General features: G+C 69.7%; 20 protein-coding genes. 17 read left to right on the top strand and 3 right to left on the bottom strand.

Features of this window, described 5'->3' with window-relative positions; all coding sequences use genetic code 11:
• Positions 1 to 37: 37 nt before the first annotated feature.
• The 17 genes from HNQ52_RS06520 (at position 38) to HNQ52_RS06440 (ending at position 15,951) form a co-directional block, all read left to right on the top strand.
• On the top strand, positions 38 to 904 hold the full coding sequence (locus tag HNQ52_RS06520; RefSeq protein WP_183960304.1) for a fatty acid desaturase: 867 nt from the start codon (positions 38 to 40) through the stop codon (positions 902 to 904).
• 111 nt (positions 905 to 1,015) lie between these two features.
• Positions 1,016 to 2,959: an iron-containing redox enzyme family protein gene (locus HNQ52_RS06515; protein ID WP_183960303.1), complete on the top strand. Its 1,944-nt coding sequence runs from the start codon at positions 1,016 to 1,018 to the stop codon at positions 2,957 to 2,959.
• The gene (locus HNQ52_RS06510; RefSeq protein WP_183960302.1) at positions 2,956 to 3,849 is read left to right on the top strand and encodes a DUF6999 family protein; all 894 of its coding nucleotides are present in this window, start codon (positions 2,956 to 2,958) and stop codon (positions 3,847 to 3,849) included. Before HNQ52_RS06515 ends, HNQ52_RS06510 begins: the two co-directional genes overlap by 4 nt.
• A gap of 83 nt (positions 3,850 to 3,932) precedes the next feature.
• A complete protein-coding gene (locus HNQ52_RS06505) occupies positions 3,933 to 4,346 on the top strand; it encodes a DoxX family protein (RefSeq protein WP_183960301.1) in 414 nt (137 codons plus the stop codon).
• A 127-nt stretch (positions 4,347 to 4,473) separates the two neighbouring features.
• Entirely contained in the window at positions 4,474 to 4,905 is a 432-nt protein-coding gene (locus HNQ52_RS06500; RefSeq protein WP_183960300.1) for a YciI family protein, read from the top strand.
• 10 nt (positions 4,906 to 4,915) lie between these two features.
• Entirely contained in the window at positions 4,916 to 5,470 is a 555-nt protein-coding gene (locus HNQ52_RS06495) for an SRPBCC family protein (RefSeq protein ID WP_183960299.1), read from the top strand.
• Between the two features lie 17 nt (positions 5,471 to 5,487).
• The gene (locus tag HNQ52_RS06490; RefSeq protein ID WP_183960298.1) at positions 5,488 to 5,910 is read left to right on the top strand and encodes a VOC family protein; all 423 of its coding nucleotides are present in this window, start codon (positions 5,488 to 5,490) and stop codon (positions 5,908 to 5,910) included.
• Positions 5,911 to 5,995: 85 nt separating this feature from the next.
• Positions 5,996 to 7,267 (top strand): RNA polymerase sigma factor, encoded by a 1,272-nt coding sequence (locus tag HNQ52_RS06485; RefSeq protein ID WP_183960297.1) that lies wholly within the window; start codon positions 5,996 to 5,998, stop codon positions 7,265 to 7,267.
• Positions 7,268 to 7,357: 90 nt separating this feature from the next.
• Positions 7,358 to 7,828 carry a helix-turn-helix domain-containing protein gene (locus HNQ52_RS06480; RefSeq protein ID WP_183960296.1) on the top strand — a complete coding sequence of 157 codons (471 nt, stop codon included), beginning with the start codon at positions 7,358 to 7,360 and terminating at the stop codon, positions 7,826 to 7,828.
• A gap of 11 nt (positions 7,829 to 7,839) precedes the next feature.
• On the top strand, positions 7,840 to 8,229 hold the full coding sequence (locus HNQ52_RS06475) for a VOC family protein (protein WP_183960295.1): 390 nt from the start codon (positions 7,840 to 7,842) through the stop codon (positions 8,227 to 8,229).
• Positions 8,230 to 8,339: 110 nt separating this feature from the next.
• Entirely contained in the window at positions 8,340 to 8,918 is a 579-nt protein-coding gene (locus HNQ52_RS06470) for a lipocalin family protein (protein ID WP_183960294.1), read from the top strand.
• Between the two features lie 100 nt (positions 8,919 to 9,018).
• Complete coding sequence (locus tag HNQ52_RS06465; protein WP_183960293.1) at positions 9,019 to 9,534, top strand: c-type cytochrome; 516 nt, start codon at positions 9,019 to 9,021, stop codon at positions 9,532 to 9,534.
• Positions 9,535 to 9,620: 86 nt separating this feature from the next.
• Positions 9,621 to 11,438: an ExeM/NucH family extracellular endonuclease gene (locus HNQ52_RS06460; RefSeq protein WP_183960292.1), complete on the top strand. Its 1,818-nt coding sequence runs from the start codon at positions 9,621 to 9,623 to the stop codon at positions 11,436 to 11,438.
• A 66-nt stretch (positions 11,439 to 11,504) separates the two neighbouring features.
• The gene (locus HNQ52_RS06455; protein WP_183960291.1) at positions 11,505 to 12,179 is read left to right on the top strand and encodes an alpha/beta hydrolase; all 675 of its coding nucleotides are present in this window, start codon (positions 11,505 to 11,507) and stop codon (positions 12,177 to 12,179) included.
• A gap of 40 nt (positions 12,180 to 12,219) precedes the next feature.
• Positions 12,220 to 13,305: a cell division protein ZapE gene (zapE, locus tag HNQ52_RS06450; protein ID WP_183960717.1), complete on the top strand. Its 1,086-nt coding sequence runs from the start codon at positions 12,220 to 12,222 to the stop codon at positions 13,303 to 13,305.
• A 29-nt stretch (positions 13,306 to 13,334) separates the two neighbouring features.
• On the top strand, positions 13,335 to 14,633 hold the full coding sequence (locus HNQ52_RS06445; RefSeq protein ID WP_183960290.1) for a hypothetical protein: 1,299 nt from the start codon (positions 13,335 to 13,337) through the stop codon (positions 14,631 to 14,633).
• 34 nt (positions 14,634 to 14,667) lie between these two features.
• The gene (locus HNQ52_RS06440; protein WP_183960289.1) at positions 14,668 to 15,951 is read left to right on the top strand and encodes an amidohydrolase; all 1,284 of its coding nucleotides are present in this window, start codon (positions 14,668 to 14,670) and stop codon (positions 15,949 to 15,951) included.
• A gap of 3 nt (positions 15,952 to 15,954) precedes the next feature.
• Here HNQ52_RS06440 and HNQ52_RS06435 read toward each other — a convergent pair whose 3' ends face one another.
• The 3 genes from HNQ52_RS06435 to HNQ52_RS06425 form a co-directional block, all read right to left on the bottom strand.
• Positions 15,955 to 17,271 carry a type II toxin-antitoxin system HipA family toxin gene (locus HNQ52_RS06435; RefSeq protein ID WP_183960288.1) on the bottom strand — a complete coding sequence of 439 codons (1,317 nt, stop codon included), beginning with the start codon at positions 17,269 to 17,271 and terminating at the stop codon, positions 15,955 to 15,957.
• 5 nt (positions 17,272 to 17,276) lie between these two features.
• Positions 17,277 to 17,525 (bottom strand): helix-turn-helix transcriptional regulator, encoded by a 249-nt coding sequence (locus tag HNQ52_RS06430; protein WP_183960287.1) that lies wholly within the window; start codon positions 17,523 to 17,525, stop codon positions 17,277 to 17,279.
• A gap of 111 nt (positions 17,526 to 17,636) precedes the next feature.
• Positions 17,637 to 18,524 carry an alpha/beta fold hydrolase gene (locus tag HNQ52_RS06425; protein ID WP_183960286.1) on the bottom strand — a complete coding sequence of 296 codons (888 nt, stop codon included), beginning with the start codon at positions 18,522 to 18,524 and terminating at the stop codon, positions 17,637 to 17,639.
• Positions 18,525 to 18,620: the final 96 nt, after the last annotated feature.

The following is an 18,620-nucleotide window of genomic DNA, read 5'->3' as shown; positions in this document are numbered from 1 at the left end:
ACGCATCTCCCCCGCACGTCGCCTCGACCACCCGCCCATGCTCCGCCACCCACGCGACCTGCAAAGCCTCGCCTATCTGGCCGCCCAGCCGGCACTCGCCGCATGGCAATGGCAGCACGGCTTCTCGTTTTGGCTCTTCGCGACGATGCTGCTGCTCGCCATCGGCATCAGCGTGATCCACCACAATCACGCCCACCTCCCGCTCTGGCGCACACGCGCGCTCAACCGTGCCACCGACCTCTGGATCACCCTCGTCCAGGGCCACCCGACCTGGGTGTTCGTGCCCGCGCACAATGGCAATCACCATCGCCACCAGCAGGGCGCGCGTGACGTCGCGCGCACCTCTCGCTTCGGCGGCGACCGCAATACGCTCGCAGGCTGCCTGCTGCATCCGCTGCAGGCGATCGGTGTGCTGTACCCGCTGCTGTTCGCGTGGTGGCGCGCACGCCCGGCACGGATGCGGCGCTGGATGGCGCTGCAGCACGTCGCCTGGCTCGCGAGCTGGGCGGCACTGCTGCTGATCGACGCGCGCAAGGCGCTGCTGCTGGTGATCGTGCCGCAGCTGGTCGGGCTGCACTGGCTGCTGGCGGCGAACTACCTGCAACACGCGCACACCGATCCCGCCTCGCGCTGGAACCGCGCGCGCAATTTCACCGGGCCGATCAACCTGGCGTGGTTCAATATCGGCTACCACACCGCACACCACGAGGCGCCGCGCGCGCACTGGTCCACGCTGCCGCGGCTGCATGCCGCGCTGGCGCCGCACATCGATGCACGCCTGATCGAACGCAGTCTCGTGCGATACGTGCTGCGCGTGTTCGTGCTCGGGGCCGTGCTGCGCGCGTTCGCCTCGCGTCCGCTGGCGCCGCCGCCCGGTGTCGATACACGTGCGTCGGGGCAATGAGCGCGCCGGTCGCAGCGCTGCGCCCGATGTGACCTGCACACACCGCTGCGCGTCGGGCGACATTCACGCGACGCTGCTACCGTAGCGCCGCCTCCACGCCAACGGTCCTGCATGCCCACCCGTTTCGACCGCGTCTTCATCGAAAGCAGCGGACGCCATCTGCCCGGCCCGCCGATCGACAACGCCGCGATGGACGCCTACATCGCACCGCTGAACCGGATGTCCGATCGCATCAAGCGCCGCATCCTGGCCGAGAACGGCATCACAACCCGCCACTACGCCATCGACGCGGACGGCCGCACGCGCCAGTCCAACGCGGGCATGGCGGCCGACGCCGTGCGCGCGGCGCTCGCCGCCGCAGGGCGCGACCTTGCCGACATCGACCTGCTCGCCGCCGGCACCTCCGGCGGCGATGCGCTGATGCCGGGCTTTGCCAGCATGCTGCAGGGCGAACTCGGCGCGCCGCCGATGCAGACCCTATCGAGCCACGGTATCTGCGCCTCGGGCGTCGGCGCATGGCAATTCGCGGCGCAGGGCATCGAGCTGGGCGGGCACGCCCATGCCATCGTGGCAGCGAGCGAAATGCCGTCGCGGCTGTTCAAGAAATCGCGCTATGCGGCCAAGGGCTACGACGCGGATTTCGATGCGCACTTCCTGCGCTGGATGCTGTCCGACGGCGCCGGCGCGCTGCTGCTCACCGACACGTCGTCCGGTCGCAACGGCCTGCGCCTGCGCCTGCGCTGGATGCACGCGCGCTCGTTCTCCGGCGATTATCCGGTGTGCATGCAGCTCGGGCTGACGCACGACCGCGGCACGTCGCATCTGGACTTCGACGCCTGGGGCCAGGCGGAAGCCGAAGGCGCGCTGTTCCTGCGCCAGGACATCCGTCTGCTGCCGCACCTGTTCGATATCGGCGTGCACGAATACGCCACGTTGGCGCACGCCGGCTGGATCGATGTGCCGCGCATCGACCATTTCCTGTGCCACTACTCGTCCGAACGCTTCGCGCCGCTGGTCGACGAACTGATGGCCAAGGCCGGTCTCGCGATCCCGCGCGAGCGCTGGTACTCGAATCTCGTCACGCGCGGCAACACCGGCGCGGCGTCGATCTTCGTGATGCTCGACGAATTCCTCGAAACGCACACGTTGAAGCCGGGCGAGAAGATCCTGTGTTTCATCCCCGAATCCGGCCGGTTCACGGTGTGTTTCGTGCTGATCGAAGTCGAAGCCGCCGACGCGGCCGCACCCTCCAACGCCCTTCCTCCGTCAGGGAAGACGGACTTCGGAGCCGACAACAGCGACAGCATCGCCCCACCGCACGACCCCGCCGACGCGCCTGCAGCATTGCGACACCTGCTCGGCGCGCTCGCGGCCGAATGGCACGATTACCGTTCCAGCGTCTGGCGCACGCCGCTGATCCGCAAGCTGCGCGACCGCCGCTTTACCACGCACGATTACATCGCCTGGATGCAGGCATGGATCCCGCAGGTGCGCGAAGGCAGCCTCTGGATGCGCGAAGGCGCGTCGTCCATCGTGTCGGAGCGGTACGCCGAGCTCGCCGGCCTGATCGAAACCCACGCCGGCGACGAGCAGCACGACTACCTGATCCTGTTCGAGGACTACCGCACCGCCGGCGGCGACGTCGAGAACATCGACGCACTGCGCCGCAACCCCGGCGGCGAGGCGCTCAACGCCTACCTGCACGCGCTCGCGGCCACGCGCGATCCGGTCGGCCTGCTCGGTGCGATCTACATCATCGAGGGCACCGGCCAGCGCATCATCCCGGCGCTGCTGCCGCTGATGAAGGCGAGCCTCGACCTGCCGCCGAACGCGTTCCGCTTCCTCGACTACCACGGCGCCAACGACGAACATCACCTCGCGCGCTGGCTGCGCGCGGTGGAAATCGTGCTCGCGAGCGACCACGACGGCCGTGCGGCACAGGCCATCCTCGCCACCGCACGCCGCACCGCGCAGATGTACCTGATGCAGTTCGAGCACATCTCCGTCGCCGAATCCGGCTCCGACACCGACAACCGCAGCGCGCCATCGCAATGAAACAGTCGCCCGACTTCACCACCCACGCCCACGATCCGCGCGACCCCAATCCGTGGATGGCGCTCTACCTCGACCGCAGCACGCCGTTTCCGGATGAGGTGAAGAAGGCCTGGCTGATCGATTCGAGCTCGCGTTCGCGCCAGTTCCTGCTGCCGTTCCTGCGGCCGGCGGCGCGCGCCCTCATCGTGCTGGTGCAGGTGGCGAAGGCGTTCACGCCGCGCAAGCTCGCGTTCTCGCGCGCGCTGCACCGGCTGCTGGCGTGGGGCCTGAAGAACTTCCTGCGGCCGGAAGCGAACTGGCTGATCCTGCGCCACTTCCATCTGGGCTCGCAGACGCTGGCGTTCATCGCTGCCAATTCGCCCGCGCCGGTGAACACCAACCCGCTCAAGCCGCTGACCATCGACGACCTGCGCGAAGACCTGTTCCTGATCCACGATCTCAACCTGTTCAACTTCGTCATCAACCTCAACGGCGCGCTGCGCGATGCGAACCTCGAGCTCGTGCCGGTCGATCGGCCCGATTTTTCCGCGGTGGAAGAACCGCCGGTGCGCCTTGCGGACATGCCGAACCGCTGGACCAATGTCATCGACCTGCAGAGCGGCATCGAGCTGTTCACGCCGATTTACCAGCTGTTCCTGACCGACGCCGATTTCTGGCGCGCCACCAACTCCTTGCAGCTGGACGAGACTATCGGCGTCTACGTGGCCACATTGCTGCGCGCGCGCGAACATCTGATGCTGGTCAACAATCGCCACCCGCTGGTGCCGATGTCGACGCTGCGCGCGGGTTTCCGCCTGACGCTGCACGGCCTGTCGACCGAAATGCTGCACGCTTTCCTGATGCAGCAGAAGGCGCGTGCGGCGGGCGCGGCGGCGCCGGAACCGCTGTAGCGGCGGCGCCGCATGCGCCGGAGCGACGCGACCGCGGGCTGCGCCTGCGCGTCGAGCATCGAAGTCTTGCGAGGAGGTCGCCCATGTTCCGTTCCGCACCCGTGGATGCCAGCCGCGCCGCGCTTGCGCTGGCCGTGTTGCGTGTCGCGCTCGCCGGCCTGCTTGCCGCGCACGGCTGGGCGCGCCTCATCGCCGGCGGCGTGGTGCCGTTCGGCGCCTGGCTCGATTCGATCGGGTTTCCGTTCGGCATCGGCATCGCCAGCGCGGTGACGGCCATCGAGATCCTCGGCACGCCGCTGCTGGCGTTGCGCCGCTTCGTGTTTCCGCTGTGCTGTGTCTATGTGGCGATCTATCTCGCCGGCCTCGTGCTGGTGCACTGGCCGGCGGGCTGGTTCGTGGTCGGGCTCGGGCGCAACGGCATGGAGTACAGCGTGCTGCTGATCGTGTGCCTGGCCGCGGTCGCCTGGCAGGACGCGCCGCGCGGGCGGGCCCGCTGACCCCGGGCGGGGCCGCCGCCCGCTGCAGGAAAAAATCGGCCGGTCACCGTGTCGATCCGCGGCCCGCTGATCCGTCGCCTCCGCAAGAGCACGCCACACCGGCTGCGCTCAACGACGGAGAATCGCCATGCGCGTGATGGTCATCATGAAAGCGAACGAGGACTCGGAAGCCGGCGTCATGCCGAGCGAGCGGCTGCTCACCGAGATGGGCGCGTTCAACGAGGCGCTGGTCCGGGCCGGCGTCCTGCTTGCCGGCGAAGGCCTGCACCCGAGTTCGGAAGGCGCGCGGGTGCGGTTCGGAGCCGATACCCGGCCGCAGGTCATCGCCGGTCCGTTCGCCGAGACGAGGGAGCTGATCGCGGGATTCTGGCTGCTGCAGGTCAAGTCGATGGATGAGGCCATCGCCTGGGTCAAGCGCGTGCCCAATCCCGAGGGGCGGCAGTACGAGATCGAAATCCGCCCGGTGTTCGAGATGGAGGATTTCGGCCCCGAACTGACACCCGAACTGCGCGCGCAGGAAGTCAGCCAGCGCGCCCGGCTCGACGCGCACACCGACTGAGGCCGCCATCATGCTCAAGATGATTCTGCTCGGGCTGCTCGGCGTGGTGGTGCTGGCCGTGGTGGTGGTGTTGGTGCTGGCCTCGCGCAAGCCGGACGAGTTCCGCGTGACGCGTTCGATCCTGATCGCGGCGCCGCCGGAGGCGGTCTTTCCGCACATCGAGGATCTGCAGGCCTGGCAGGCCTGGTCGGCCTACGAGGACAAGGATCCGGACATGCGGCGCACGCTCGGCAATCCGTCGCGCGGCGTCGGTGCCACCTACGCCTGGGACGGCGACGGCAACGTCGGTGCCGGGCAGATGACCGTGGTCGAGGCCACCGCGCCGTCGCACGTGCGCATCGCGCTCGACTTCACGCGTCCGATGCAGGCACACAATCTCGCCGATTTCTCGCTGCAACCCGAGGCCGGCGGCACGCGCGTCACGTGGACCATGCACGGACCTGCGCTCCTGATCACCAAGGTGATGCAGGTCCTGATGGACATGGACCAGATGGTCGGACGCGATTTCGCCGCCGGCCTCGCGAAACTCAAGACCCGCGTCGAAGCCGACGCCCCCCGTCCCTGATCGCCACGGAGAACCGCATGAAACTCGTGACCTACCTCAACTTCGACGGCAACACCGAAGAGGCGATGACCTTCTATGCCGGCGCGCTCGGCGCGCGGATCACCGCGATGATGCGCTTCGGCGACACGCCCGCGGCCGAGCACGTGCCGGCCGATGCGCAGGACAAGGTGATGCACGCCTGCCTGCAGCTCGGCGACGACATGATCCTGTTCGCGTGCGACAGCGGCTGCGTGCCCGGCCAGGAGTTCCGCAGCCACGAGGGTTTCTCGATCGCGATCTCGACCCCAAGCATCGACGAGACCGAACGCGTGTTCGCCGCGCTGTCGGCCGGCGGCACGGTGACGATGCCGCTGGAGAAGACATTCTGGGCCGAGCGCTTCGGCAGCCTGGTCGACCGCTTCGGCGTGAGCTGGCTGATCAACTGCGACCTGCCGACCTGAGCCGGCGCGCGGTCGCGTCGCGTGCGGCGCATGGCGATGTCTTTCCGCTTGCAAGGCCGGTGGCGCGATGGTTTGATCGCGCCGCATGACGGTCACCGACACCCACCGCGCCATCGATGCGGTCTGGCGCATCGAGGCCCCGCGGCTGATCGCGGGGCTGGCGCGTATGCTGCGCGACGTCGGGCTGGCCGAGGACATGGCGCAGGATGCGCTGCTGGCGGCGCTGGAAAAATGGCCGCAGGGCGGCGTGCCCGACAATCCCGGCGCGTGGCTGATGGCCACCGCCAAGCATCGCGCGATCGACCGGTTGCGGCACCTGAAACTGGCCGACGAGAAGCACGCGCAGATCGCGCACACGTTCGACGCTGAGTCCGAGCCGATGCCCGACCAGGCCGCCACGCTCGACGACGACATCGGCGACGATCTGCTGCGCCTGGTGTTCACCGCCTGCCATCCGGTGCTGTCGACCGAGGCGCAGGTGGCGCTGACGCTGCGGATGCTCGGCGGCCTTGCGACCGACGAGATCGCGCGTGCCTTCCTGGTGCCGGAAGCCACCGTCGCGCAGCGCATCGTGCGTGCCAAGCGCACGCTGAGCGAGGCCAAGGTGCCGTTCGAGGTGCCCGGCCGCGCCGAGCGCGCGGAGCGCCTGGACGCGGTGCTCGGCGTGATCTATCTCATCTTCAACGAAGGCTACGCCGCCACCGCGGGCGAGGACTGGACGCGCCCGGCGCTGTGCGAGGACGCGCTGCGGCTCGGCCGCGTGCTGGCCGGCCTGATGCCGGACGAAAGCGAAGTGCATGGGCTGGTTGCGCTGATGGAAATCCAGGCCTCGCGCCTTCGCGCGCGCACCGATGCCGACGGCCAGCCGGTGCTGCTGATGGACCAGAACCGCGCGCGCTGGGACCGCCTGCTGATCCGGCGCGGCCTCGCGGCACTGGAACGTGCCGAGCGGCTGGGCGGGGCACGCGGACCGTACGCGCTGCAGGGCGCGATCGCCGCGTGCCACGCGCGCGCGCAAACGCCGCAGGACACGGACTGGCCGCGCATCGCAGCGCTTTACGACGCACTGGCGGAGGTCGTGCCTTCGCCGGTGGTGCAGCTCAATCGCGCCGTGGCGGTGACGATGGCGTCGGGCCCCGCGGCAGGTCTGGCGCTGGTCGACACGCTGCGCGACGCACCGGCGCTGAAGGACTACCACCTGCTGCCGGCCGTGCGCGGCGATGTGCTCGTGCGGCTGGAGCGGCTCGACGAGGCACGCGTCGAGTTCGAACGCGCCGCCGCACTGACCCGCAACACGCGCGAGCGGGCGCTGATGCTCGAACGCGCCGCGGCATGTGCGCAGCCACATGGCGACTGAAGTGCGTGCGAGCGGCGTGCGCTGTGCCGGTGGTGCGGCGGGCGAGGCGTTGATCGCGTGTTGCGTACCGGCGGCATCGGGATAGCGCCGATGCTCGATCACGCGACCCTCGTCCGTCTGTGCCGCGCGCGCGACCGGCTGCATCGGATCGATGATGACGCGCCGGTGAGCGCACTCGCACGCGAGGCCGGCGTGTCGGTGTATGCGTTCATCCGTCTGTACGCCGCGGTGTTCGGCCAGACGCCGCACCAGCAGCGCATCGCGCTGCGGCTCGAACGCGCGCAGCAGTTGCTGGCATGCGGCGATCGTTCGGTGACGGACGTGTGCGCCGAGGTCGGTTTCGCCAGCCTGGGCAGCTTCAGCGCGCTGTTCGCGCGGCGTGTCGGCGTGGCGCCGTCGCGCTACCGGCGCCGTTTCCATGCAGTGGTGGTGCGGCCGGCGCGCGTGCCGGCGCAGCTGATTCCCGGTTGCCTGCTGCTGATGGGCGGCATCGCCGCGCTCGCAATTCCGGAGAAGCGCACCGTGCACGATCCGCAGTACCGTGACCGCCCACTCCGGTGAAGGACCAGCCCATGCGGATCAAGCTCAACAGCATCTTCGTCGACGACCAGGACAAGGCCGTCGCGTTCTACACCGGCGTGCTCGGCTTTGCGAAGAAGCACGACGTGCCGGTCGGCGAGTTCCGCTGGATCACGCTGGTGGCGCCGGAGCGCGACGATCTGGAACTGGTGCTCGAACCCAACGCCAACCCGGCCGCGCGCACGTTCCAGGCCGCGCTGATGCAGCAGGGCATTCCGCTGACGGCGTTCGAGGTCGACGACGTCGACGCCCAGTTCACGCGACTGCGTGGGCACGGCGTGGTGTTCACGATGGATCCGGCGACGATGGGCCCGGTGCGGATGGCGGTGTTCGCCGACACCTGCGGCAACCTGATCCAGCTCTACCAGCCCTTGCCTGGCTGACGCGCTACGCGCGCCGCGCGGCGGCGGATGCAGTGGCCGGCGCGCCGCATTCACCGCCGATGCATGGCAGGCGCGCGAGGCTCGGCGGCCCGTCCCGCGGAGCCCGCGCCATGTCCCGTCGATCCCTTGCCCTGGCTGCATTCGCGCTCGCGGCCGTTGCCGCCCTCGCCGCCTGCGCGTCGCGCCCGGACAGCCGTCTGCCGCCGCTGACACCGTCCATCGAGGTCGACCTGCCGCGTTTCATGGGGCAGTGGTACGTGATCGCCAACATCCCGTACTTCGGCGAACGCGGCAACGTGGCCGCGCGCGACATCTACACGTTGAACGACGACGGCGAGGTCGACACCGTCTACCGCTACCGCAAGGGGTTCGACCGTCCGGAAAAGACCACCGAGTCCACGGGCCTCGTGCAGCCGGGCACCGGCAACGCGTTCTGGCGCATCCGGTTCTTCGGCGTGCTGAAGGCCGACTACCTGGTGCTGGCGGTGGCCGACGACTACTCGTGGGCATTGATCGGCCAGCCGGACCGCGACCTTGCCTGGGTGTTCGCGCGCACGCCGGTCATCGACGACGCGCTCTACGAGAGCCTGCTCGAACGCCTGCGCGGCTTCGGCTACGACACCGGCCGCCTGCAGCGCGTGCCGCAGGTGCCCGAGCAGCTCGGCAAACCCGGGTTCCAGACCCCGTAGGCCGGCACCGGCGCGGCGGACCGGCTTCCGCCCTTGCCGTGCGCCGGCTATAATCGGCCGTTCGTTTCGGCGTCCTGTCGCCACAGCCAAGGGTGTGAGCGTGAGAAATCACGATCTGCAGTTCCTCAAGCATTTTTCGATGGTCATCGTGTTCCTGATGGGCGTGACCGTCGTCCTGTTGATCGGCGCGTTCTACGCCCACAGCCTGCACCCGGTCGATCCGGACCCGCGCGCCGAAGCGCGCGTGGCCGAACGCATCCGTCCGGTCGGCGGCGTCTACGCGGGTGAAACCGGCGCCGCGGCGATCGCCGCCGCGGCCGAGGCGGCTGCCGCCCTGGCCGCGAGCCAGGTGGCCTACGACGGCACCCTCGACGGTTCGGTGATCTACGCCCAGCTGTGCGGCGCCTGCCACACCAACGGCGCCGGCGGGGCGCCGACGCTGGACCGCGCGCACTGGGATGCGCGTATCGCCAAGGGCGTGGACACGCTGGTCAAGCATGCGATCGAGGGCTTTCAGGGCGAGGCCGGCCTGATGCCGGCGCGCGGCGGCAATCCGTCGCTCAACGACGCCCAGGTCGAGGCCACGGTGAAGTGGATGATCGACAATCTGAAGTAGTCGGCGCCGCGGCCGCTCCGGCCGCGCGACGGCTGCCGATGCATCGATGCCGCCTGCGGGCGGCATCGCCGTTTGCGGAGAGTGCGATGCGAGTGGTGCAACTGGCTTGGGCGCTGGCCGCCGGTCTCGGACTGGTCGGCTGCAGTGCGGACGCGGGGAGCGCCGCTGCCGGCGGCGACGGCGCCGGCGCCGGCACCGATGCCGTCCGCACGCTGCGCATCGGCGCGGTGCAGGGCCGTGGCGACAGCAGCCCGCATCTGGGCGAACGGGTGGAATTGCAGGGCATCGTGACGGGCAATTTCGTCGCCGGGCTCGATGGCTTCTTCCTGCAGGACGCGCGCGGCGAGGACGACGGCGACCCGGCCACCTCCGACGGCCTGTGGGTGCGCTGGCCGCGCAACAGCACGCCGAAGGTGCGCCGCGGCGATCGCGTGCGCGTGGCCGGCAGCGTGGCCGAGCTCGGGCCCGACGGCGCCAGCCAGACCACGCTCGAAGCCAGCGACGTGGCGGTGCTCGGGCGCGGCGCGGCGGCTGCCACCGTGCTCGCCGGCCCGCCCGAGTCGGCCGCGGACTGGGAGCGGCTGGAAGGCATGTGGCTGCGCATCGACGCGCCGCTGACGGTGTCCGGCAACGACGGCCTGCTGCGCTTCGGCGAACTCGTCGCGAGTTTCGGCGGACGTCTGGTGCAACCGACCGAACGCGTGCCGCCCGGCAACCAAGCGCGCCTTGCGCGCGAGGACAATCTGCGCCGTCGCCTGATGCTGGACGACAACCGCGACGGCGAGTACCCCGAAAAGCTCTGGTTCCTCGATGCACCGCTGAGCGTCGAGCGGCCGCTGCGTGTGGGCAGCGTGGTGCACGGCGTGGAAGGCATCCTGCAGCAGCATCGCGGCTGGCGCCTGCAGCTCACCGACGCGGTCGAACGCATCGACCAGGCGCCGCGGCCGGCCATGCCCGAGTTGCCGGACGGCCTGCGCGTGGCCAGCTTCAACGTACTGAACTATTTCAACGGCAATGGCCGCGGCGGTGGCTTCCCGACCGAACGCGGCGCCGCGAGCCGCGAGGAACTCGCCCGCCAGCGCGACAAGACCGTCGCCGCCATCCTGGCGCTCAAGCCCGACATCGCCGCCCTGCTGGAACTGGAAAACGACGGCTACGGCACGCGCAGCAGCCTGGCCGAACTCGTGGCGGCGCTGAACACGGCGCAGCCGGACGCCGGCTACCGCATGGTCGATGTCGGCAACGGTCCGGGCACCGATGCGATCCGCGTGGCGCTGATCTACCGGCCGGACCACGTCGTGCTTCACGGCAACGCGGCCACCCTCGCCGCCGGCGCCTTCGAGGACCACAACCGCGTGCCGCTGGCGCAGAGTTTTGCCGCACGCGACGGCGGCGCCGCCTTCACCGTGGTGGTGAATCACTTCAAGTCGAAGGGCGGCTGCGACGAGGCGGACGCCGCCAATGCCGACCGGCGCGACGACCAGGCCTGCTGGAACGGCGTGCGGCTCGCGGCCGCGACCGAGCTCGATGCCTGGCTGCGCGGCGATCCGACGCGATCGGGCACCGATCGTGTCGTCATCCTCGGCGATCTGAACGCCTACGGGCAGGAAGATCCGATCCGCCGCCTGCGCGAACTCGGCTGGCGTGACGCCTTCGAACTGCACGCTGCCGCGGCGCCCTACAGCTTCGTCTTCGACGGCTACGCCGGTCGCCTGGACCACGCCTTCACCAGCGCCAGCCTCGCACCGGAGGTTCGCGCGGCCGTGGAATGGCATATCAACGCCGACGAAAGCGAGGCCTTCGACTATCGCCGCAAGCGCCGCGACCCGGTCTGGTACCGCGCCGATCCCTACCGCGCTTCGGACCACGATCCGCTGCTGATCGTGCTGGGCCCGGCGCCCTGATGCCGGCCCACGGCGCCGGTCCGTACCGTCCGGTATGATCCGGCTCTCGCCCTCCGAGCCCACTGCATGCCCGCGTCCCCGGACCAGTTCCCGGACACCGCCACCGCGCTGACGCTCGCCGGCCCCGCCGGCGCGCTGGAAGCGGCCGTCGACGTGCCCGATCCCGCCTGTGCCCGCGCCGGCACGGTCGTCATCTGCCATCCGCATCCGCTGCAGGGCGGCACGATGCACAACAAGGTGGTGACGATGATCGAGCGCAGCGTGCGCGAGCTGGGCCTGCGCACGGTGGTGTTCAACTTCCGCGGCACCGGCGCCTCCGAGGGCGAATACGACGACGGCCGCGGCGAAACCCTCGACCTGCTGGCCGTGGCCGAATGGGTCGGACGCGTGCGGCCGAACGATGCGCTGTGGCTGGCCGGATTCTCGTTCGGCTCGTACGTGGCGCTGCTGGCGGCGCGCCACCTGCCGGTCAAGCAGATGATCTCGATCGCACCGCCGGTCGGGCGCTGGGATTTTTCCGCCGCCATCGCGCCGCCGTGCCCGTGGCTGATCGTGCAGGGCGAGGACGACGACGTGGTCGAGCCGCAGGCGGTGTTCGACTGGGTCGAGGCCATGCCCGAGAAACCCACCCTGGTGCGCATGCCCGACACCGGGCATTTCTTCCACCGGCGCCTGATGGACCTGCGCGGCGCGATCAAGAACGGGGTGCGCGGCAACCTGCCGCCGACGCTGGCCGCGTGACCGCAGCACCGCGGTGACGCCTCCGCTCGATTCCCAGCCGATGCGCCCGGGCGAGGCCTACGCCGCGGGCGTCGCGAGCGGGCGCTGGACACGCGACGCCGCGCAGCTGGCGGTGCTGGCCGAACTCGATCGCATCCACGACGGCCTGCTCGAACGCGCGTCGGCCGGCGCGCTGACCCGCCTCGCGCAGCGGCTGCGGCCGCCGCCGCCGGTGCGCGGACTGTACCTGTGGGGCGGCGTGGGACGCGGCAAGACGTTTCTCGTGGATCTGTTTTTCGAGCATCTTGCGCTCGAGGAAAAGCGCCGCGTGCACTTCCATCGCTTCATGGGCGAGGTCCACGCGCGCATCCGCGCGCTGGGCGAACACGCCGATCCGCTGGCGCGCATCGCGGCCGAGTATGCGCGCGAGGCCCGCGTGTTGTGCCTGGACGAATTCTTCGTCTCCGACATCGGCGACGCGATGCTGCTCGCGCGCATGCTCGACCAGCTCTTCGCGCGTGGCGTGACCCTGCTCACCACGTCCAACACGCCGCCGCGCGAGCTCTATCGCGACGGCCTGCAGCGTGCGAGCTTCGTGCCGGCCATCGATCTGATCGAACGCCACTGCACCGTGCACGAGATGCGCAGCACGCAGGACTACCGCCTGCGCGCGTTGACGCACGCGCCGGTCTACCACGCGCCGCTCGGCGCCGGGGCCGACGCGGCGCTGCAGTCGATCTACGAACGCCTGACCTGCGACACCGCGCACACCGCCGACACGCTCACGATCAACGCGCGCGCGATCCCGGTGATCGACCACGCCGAAGGCGCGGTGTGGTTCGAGTTCGCGGCGCTGTGCGAGGGGCCGCGCTCGGTCGCCGACTACATCGAGATCGCGCGGCATTTCCACACCGTGCTGCTCGCGCACGTGCCGCTGTTCGATCGCATGAACGAGGATGCGGCGCAGCGCTTCGTGCTGCTGGTGGACGAACTCTACGACCGCAACGTGAACCTGATCGTCAGCGCCGCGGCCGGGCCGACGGCGCTGTACGGCGGACGACGGCTGGTGCACGAATTCCGCCGCACCGAGAGCCGGCTGATCGAGATGCAGTCCGAGGACTACCTGGCGCGGGCGCATCGGCCGTGACACGGCGCAGCCCGGCCTGGAGCGCAGCCGTGGCGGCGGCCCTGGGCCTCGCGCTGACGTGCGCGGCGTTCTGGCCGGGCTGGGCCTCGTCCGATTCGCTGCAGCAGTACCTCACCGCCACCGGCCGGCTGCGGCTCGACGACGTGCATCCGCCGCTGATGGCCGGGCTGTGGCACCTGACCGATGCGATGGTGCCCGGTTCGGGCGGGCTGTTCCTGCTGTTCGCCACTGCCTGGTGGGGCGGACTCGCCGCCTGTGCGTGGGCGTTGTTCGAGCGGCCGTGGCAGCGCTGGCTCGCCACGGCGCTGGTCGGCCTCTGGCCGGCGGCGTTCCTGCTGCTCGCGCATGTGTGGAAGGACGTCGGCATGGCGGCGGCGCTGCTCGTCGCCGTCGCCGCGACGCTGCGCTGGCAGGGAGGCGGCACCCGGTGGAGCGGGGCGATCGCGCTGCTGGCGCTGGTGGCGGCGTGCGGGTTTCGCCACAACGGCGTATTCGCGGCGTGGCCGCTGCTGGTTTGGCTGTGCTGGCCGGGCGCGAATGCCGCGGCCCGCGTGCGCTGGCGCGTCGGCGCCGTGGTGCTGCTCTCGCTGGTGCTCGTGGCCACGCCCGCCACCATCGCACGCCTGAGCGGCGCGGCGCGCGGCGATGCGTGGACGGTGGTGGCGCTGTGGGACATCGGCGCGATCTCCGTGGCACAGGACCGCATGCTGATGCCTGCCAGTCTCGTCATGCCCGATCTGACCGTGGACGAGTTGCGCGCCGGCTATCTGCCCTACGCCAATCCGCCGATCTTCGGCTCGGGCAAGCTGCTGCTGAGCCTGTTCGTGCCGTACACCGACGCGCAGCGCGCAGCGCTGCGCGAGGCGTGGTGGAACGCGGTGCGCCGGCATCCGCGCGACTACCTCGCGCACCGCACGGCGCTCGCGTGGCATCTGCTGCTCGGTTACGACGCAGCATTGCCGTACCAGCTGGTCTACGTGCCCGAGCGTCTTGTCGACATCGATACCCAACCCCGACTGGCACCGCTGCCGCCGGACGACCTCGGCGCGCGGGCCGCGCGGAGGCTGTGGACCACGCCGCTGTTCGCCGGTGCGCTGTATCTCGCGCTGGCATCGTTCGCCATCGCGGGTGCGCTGCGTGCCTCGCGCCGCGCGGTGCGCGCGCCCGTGTTCGCGCTGTCGGCGTCGGCCTTCGGCAACGCGCTGCCGCTGCTGGCGATCGCGGGTTCGGCGGAGTTCCGTTACCTGGCGTGGAGCGTCGTGGCCGCGCTGCTTGCGGTGCTGGCGGCGTGGCTTGCGCAACAGCGCCGCCCGGTGGTTCTGCATTAGCATCGACGGCTCCCGACCTGCCGGATCGATCGCCATGCGCCTGACCGTTGCCCTGCTCCTGCTCGCCGCCGCCATGCCGGTGGCCGCCGCCGAGATCGACGCGGCGCTCGACACGAAGATCCAGGACTGGCGCCGCGACCTGCACCAGCATCCCGAACTCGGCAACCGCGAAACGCGCACGGCCGGCGTCGTCGCCGCGCACTTGAAATCCCTTGGACTCGAACCGAAGACCGGCATCGCCCACACCGGCGTCACCGCCGTGCTGCGTGGCGGCAAGCCGGGCCCGCGCATCGCGCTGCGCGCCGACATGGACGCGCTGCCGGTCACCGAACGTGTCGACCTGCCGTTCGCCTCGAAAGCCACCGCGCAGTACCGCGGCGAAACCGTCGGCGTGATGCACGCCTGCGGTCACGACGCGCACACTGCCATCCTGATGGGCGTGGCCGAAGCGCTGGTCGCGCAGAAAGACGCGCTCGCCGGCGAGGTGCTGTTCCTGTTCCAGCCGGCCGAGGAAGGCCCGCCCGAGGGCGAACAGGGTGGCGCGTCGTTGATGCTCGAGGAAGGCGTGTTCCGCGACTTCACACCCGAGGCCGTGTTCGGCCTGCACGTATTCAGCACCTTGAATGTCGGCACCATCGGCGTACGCGAAGGTCCGCTGATGGCAGCGAGCGATCGCTTCGAGATCGTGGTGAACGGCCGCCAGACGCACGGCTCGCGGCCGTGGGGCGGTGTCGATCCGATCGCCGTGGCAGCGGAGTTGATCGGCGGCGCGCAGCAGATCGTCAGCCGCGAGATGAACATCTCCAAGCAGCCGGTGGTCGTCACCTTCGGCGCGATCAAGGGCGGCATCCGCTACAACATCATCCCGGACTCGGTCGAACTGGTCGGCACCATCCGCACCTTCGACGAAGACATGCGCAAGGACGTGTTCTCGCGCCTGACGCGCATCGCCGACCACACCGCCGCCGCGCACGGCGCCACGGTGCAGAACCGCATCCCCGCCGACGAAGGCAACCCGGTCACGCGCAACGATCCCGCGCTCACCGCGAAGATGCGCCCCTCGCTCGAACGCATCGTCGGCGCCGACAACGTGCTCGATCCCGGCCTCACGATGGGGGCCGAGGATTTTTCGTACTACGCACTGGAGGTGCCGTCGATGTTCTTCTTCGTCGGCGCCACGCCACGCGGCACCGACCCGGTCACCGCGCCGAGCAACCACTCGCCGGAATTCTTCCTCGACGAGGAAGCGCTGAAGATCGGCACGCGCGCGCTGCATGCCGTGGCGGTGGACTACCTGGCTGCATCGAAGGCGAACTAGGCTTCAGGACGGCATCGCGGCGATGCGTTTTGCCGCCGCCTCGATGCCCGCGAACACGCTCTCCCGCACCCGCGCGGGAAATCCGTCCGGCAGCAGCGCAGACACCTCGTGCAGCGCTTGCGGAACGCGCTGCACCAGGGCGTCGATCCACGCGTCGGCGCCCTCGGCAAATCCGCAGGCGCGCGCCATCGCATTCCAGTGCGAACGGCGGATGTCGAGCAGGCGATAGTGCCGGTTCTTGCCGACCACGGCCATCGCGAGTTTCGCGTCATGCGGATCGAGTGCGCCGGCGCTGCGCCCGAGGATCGGGTACACCGACAACACGTCGTACAGCGGCGTGAGGCGGAAGCGACCGCCGCGTTCGAGGTGCAGGCTGAAGTTCTTCGCGTGGCCGTCGGTGGCGGCAAGCAGCCAGAACGCGATCTGGGTGCGCAGGAAGGTGGCGCGATCCTCCGGCTGCGCCGACTGCCGCAGCAGTTCCAGGATGCGTCGCATGCCGGGGCCACCGTCGCTTTCGTATTTGCGTGTCGGCGGCAGGCCGAGGGCCTGGCAGAGGTCTTCCTGCGGCAGGCGCATCCACCAGCGTCCGTCGGGCGACAGCTGCCGGTCGAAGCGTTCGACGATCAGTGCCTTCTGATCCTCGAAGCGCGCGATTTCTGCGCGCGCCACCGGCAGGCCGAAGGCGCGCAGCAGTTCGCCGCACAGCCATTCATTCTCGACCGACGCCGACATGTCCGCACGCATGTTGCCGACGAGGCCGAGCGGCAGCTTGAAGATGTGGGTGGTGGGCGTGGTGCCGTGCGGCCGGCACCAGCGGCCGTGGTAGCGCAACAGGGCGGTTTTTTCCTGCGCGCCTGCGATGGAAATGCGGAACGCGTCGTCGCTTCCCCCCTGTCCCGGCAGCGGCGCGGCGCCGAGGCCGCGCAGCACGGCGGCGATGCCGGCGTCGTCCAGAGGCTCTGCCGTGATGTGCTGCACCGGCGGCGGACGCTCGCCGTGCGGCATCAACTGGATGGCGCCGGTGCAGTCGCGGCCGATCTCGGCGAGCAGGTCGAACGCGGCGGTCGTCGCGGTGCGGAAGCGTTGGCGCATGCGGCGCCGGATCGGTTCGCTGTCCGGCAGCAGGTTTTCGAAGAAGGCGTCGACGACATCCCCGCGATGCTCGCCGCCGTCCGGCAGCAACGGCAGCGACAGCGAGATGGCACGCACGTGTACGGACGCGAGCCATTCGGGACGGTAGCGCAGCACATCGACGCCGCGACGGTCGCGCGCCCACTCGGCCACGTGTTCGCCGTTCATCCACAGATCGAGTGCGGGCATGGCGATTACCAGTCGGCCGCTGGCGCGGCATCGACATCGCGAGGCCTGAGCAGCACGTCCACCTGCAAGAGCGCGAACACGCGCATAAGCCGTTCCAGCGTCGCGGCTTCCGGGCGCTGTTCGAGAAGACTGATTGCCTGCCGAGTGACACCGAGCTGCCGGGCAAGGTCCTGTTGCGTCAGGCCACGCGACTTGCGCACTGCCCTCAGGATCGGCCCAAGCTGGCTGGAAAGCTGCAACGGAATGTCCGACATGTCGCCTCCGCGCGCAAGCGAAAGCTTGCTTCTTGCGAATGCAATGTATCGCTTGCTTTTATCAATAGCAAGCAATGGCTTGCCTTGCACGAAAGCAAGTTATGGCTTGCCCTAGCCGGAATTGGTGTCCAGAAACGCCCGGATCTTCGGCACCAGCACCGCCGCCTTGTCCTCCAGCACGTAATGCCCGGCATCATCGAACGACAGCGTCTCCGCGTTCGGCAGAGCCTTCTGGAAGCCGCGCAGGAAATGGTGGTCGAACACGAAATCGCGCAGACCCCACAGCAGCAGCGCGGGGCGATCCGCGTACTCGTGCAACCGCCGCGCGGATTCCTCGACCAGCGCCCAGGCCTTGTCGCCCGGTTCCAGCGGAATGTCCTGCACGAAGCGCAACGTGGCGATGCGATTGGCCCAGGTGTCGTACGGCGCCACATAGGCGCGGCGCACGTCCGCCGGCATCTTCGTCTCCACGCCGACATAGGACGCTGCGCCCGAAAACGCGTTGAAGCCACGGATCAGCAAGGCCCCGAGCTTCGAATCGCGTCCGAGCTTGAGCTGCCACGGCAGTGCCTTCTCCTTCGGCAGCGGAAACGCGGCGGTGTTCGTGATCACGAGACGCTTCACCCGCGACGGATCGCGCAGCGCCCAACCGAAACCGATCATGCCGCCCCAGTCGTGCACGGCAAGGGTCACGTCGCCGCGGATGCCGAGGTGTTCCAGCAAGGCCGCCACATCGTCCACGCGCGACTGCAGCGTGTAGTCGTACGCCGCATCGTCCGGCTTGTCCGACAGCCCCATGCCGACATGGTCCGGCACGATGCAGCGGTAGCGATCCGACAATCCCGACACGAGCTTGCGCCAGTAGTAACTCCACGACGGATTGCCGTGCAGCATCAAGACGACCTCGCCATCGCGCGGGCCCTCGTCGAGATAACTCATCGAAATGCCGGGACGCACCGCGAAACGGCGGGGAGAAAACGGGTACTCGGGAAACGTCATCGTGGCTCGCGCGGGACAGAAGCCCTTGCATGATACCGGTGCCGTCCAACCGCGGCCCGGTCGCGCCACGAATGTCGTCCGTTCGTCGGCAGGCCG

Source organism: Chiayiivirga flava (genome assembly GCF_014202825.1).
GTDB classification, from domain to species: Bacteria; Pseudomonadota; Gammaproteobacteria; order Xanthomonadales; family Xanthomonadaceae; genus Chiayiivirga; species Chiayiivirga flava.
Note: the sequence above shows the minus strand (reverse complement) of the source record. Positions and strands in the feature narration are given on the sequence as shown.

Coding starts and splice junctions, on each gene's coding strand:
- HNQ52_RS06435 (WP_183960288.1), bottom strand. CDS start 17,271: ATGCCCGCACTCGATCTGTGGATGAACGGCGAACACGTGGCCGAGTGG.
- HNQ52_RS06505 (WP_183960301.1), top strand. CDS start 3,933: ATGTTCCGTTCCGCACCCGTGGATGCCAGCCGCGCCGCGCTTGCGCTG.
- HNQ52_RS06510 (WP_183960302.1), top strand. CDS start 2,956: ATGAAACAGTCGCCCGACTTCACCACCCACGCCCACGATCCGCGCGAC.
- HNQ52_RS06480 (WP_183960296.1), top strand. CDS start 7,358: ATGCTCGATCACGCGACCCTCGTCCGTCTGTGCCGCGCGCGCGACCGG.
- HNQ52_RS06455 (WP_183960291.1), top strand. CDS start 11,505: ATGCCCGCGTCCCCGGACCAGTTCCCGGACACCGCCACCGCGCTGACG.
- HNQ52_RS06515 (WP_183960303.1), top strand. CDS start 1,016: ATGCCCACCCGTTTCGACCGCGTCTTCATCGAAAGCAGCGGACGCCAT.
- zapE (WP_183960717.1), top strand. CDS start 12,220: ATGCGCCCGGGCGAGGCCTACGCCGCGGGCGTCGCGAGCGGGCGCTGG.
- HNQ52_RS06490 (WP_183960298.1), top strand. CDS start 5,488: ATGAAACTCGTGACCTACCTCAACTTCGACGGCAACACCGAAGAGGCG.
- HNQ52_RS06475 (WP_183960295.1), top strand. CDS start 7,840: ATGCGGATCAAGCTCAACAGCATCTTCGTCGACGACCAGGACAAGGCC.
- HNQ52_RS06485 (WP_183960297.1), top strand. CDS start 5,996: ATGACGGTCACCGACACCCACCGCGCCATCGATGCGGTCTGGCGCATC.
- HNQ52_RS06495 (WP_183960299.1), top strand. CDS start 4,916: ATGCTCAAGATGATTCTGCTCGGGCTGCTCGGCGTGGTGGTGCTGGCC.
- HNQ52_RS06500 (WP_183960300.1), top strand. CDS start 4,474: ATGCGCGTGATGGTCATCATGAAAGCGAACGAGGACTCGGAAGCCGGC.
- HNQ52_RS06440 (WP_183960289.1), top strand. CDS start 14,668: ATGCGCCTGACCGTTGCCCTGCTCCTGCTCGCCGCCGCCATGCCGGTG.
- HNQ52_RS06460 (WP_183960292.1), top strand. CDS start 9,621: ATGCGAGTGGTGCAACTGGCTTGGGCGCTGGCCGCCGGTCTCGGACTG.
- HNQ52_RS06520 (WP_183960304.1), top strand. CDS start 38: ATGCTCCGCCACCCACGCGACCTGCAAAGCCTCGCCTATCTGGCCGCC.
- HNQ52_RS06425 (WP_183960286.1), bottom strand. CDS start 18,524: ATGACGTTTCCCGAGTACCCGTTTTCTCCCCGCCGTTTCGCGGTGCGT.
- HNQ52_RS06470 (WP_183960294.1), top strand. CDS start 8,340: ATGTCCCGTCGATCCCTTGCCCTGGCTGCATTCGCGCTCGCGGCCGTT.
- HNQ52_RS06430 (WP_183960287.1), bottom strand. CDS start 17,525: ATGTCGGACATTCCGTTGCAGCTTTCCAGCCAGCTTGGGCCGATCCTG.